1 protein-coding gene is annotated in these 448 nt (G+C 51.6%); it reads left to right on the top strand.

Going from position 1 to position 448, the window contains the following annotated elements; all coding sequences use genetic code 11:
* Positions 1-438, top strand: a 438-nt coding sequence (locus KH400_RS29680; RefSeq protein ID WP_217228002.1) for a hypothetical protein, incomplete at its 5' end; no start/stop codon positions are given.
* Positions 439-448 lie beyond the last annotated feature (10 nt).

Genomic DNA, 448 nt, shown 5'->3' with positions numbered 1-448 from the left:
AAGGGAAGAAGAGAAGGGGAAAGGGGGAGGGAAGGGAGGGAAAGAGGAAAAGGAAAGGGAGGAAGGAAAGAAAAAAAGAAGAAGGGGGAGAGGGAGGGAGAAAAAGAAAGGGGGGGGGAGGAAGGAGGGAAGGGGGAGAAAAAAAAAGGGAAAAGGGGGGGGGAGAGGGGGAGAAGAAAGGAGGAAGAGAAAAGAAAGGGGAGGAAGAGAAAAGGGGGAAGGAAAGGGGAGGAAAAAAAAGGAGGAAAAGGGGAAAAGAAGGGGGAAGAAGGAAAGGGAGAGGGGAGGGAAGGAGAAGGAAGGGGGGGGGGAAGGGGAAGAAAAAAAGGAAGGAAAAGGAGGAGGGAGGGGAAGAAAGGGAAGGGGAAAGGAAGGAAAGAGGAAAAAAGGGAGGGGGAGAAGGAGAAAGGAGAGAAAGGGGAGAGAGAGGATGAATAAGGATAAGAAG

The organism is Desertibacillus haloalkaliphilus, assembly GCF_019039105.1.
Lineage (GTDB): Bacteria > Bacillota > Bacilli > Bacillales > KJ1-10-99 > Desertibacillus > Desertibacillus haloalkaliphilus.
This window is presented reverse-complemented; position numbering and strand designations above follow the sequence as displayed.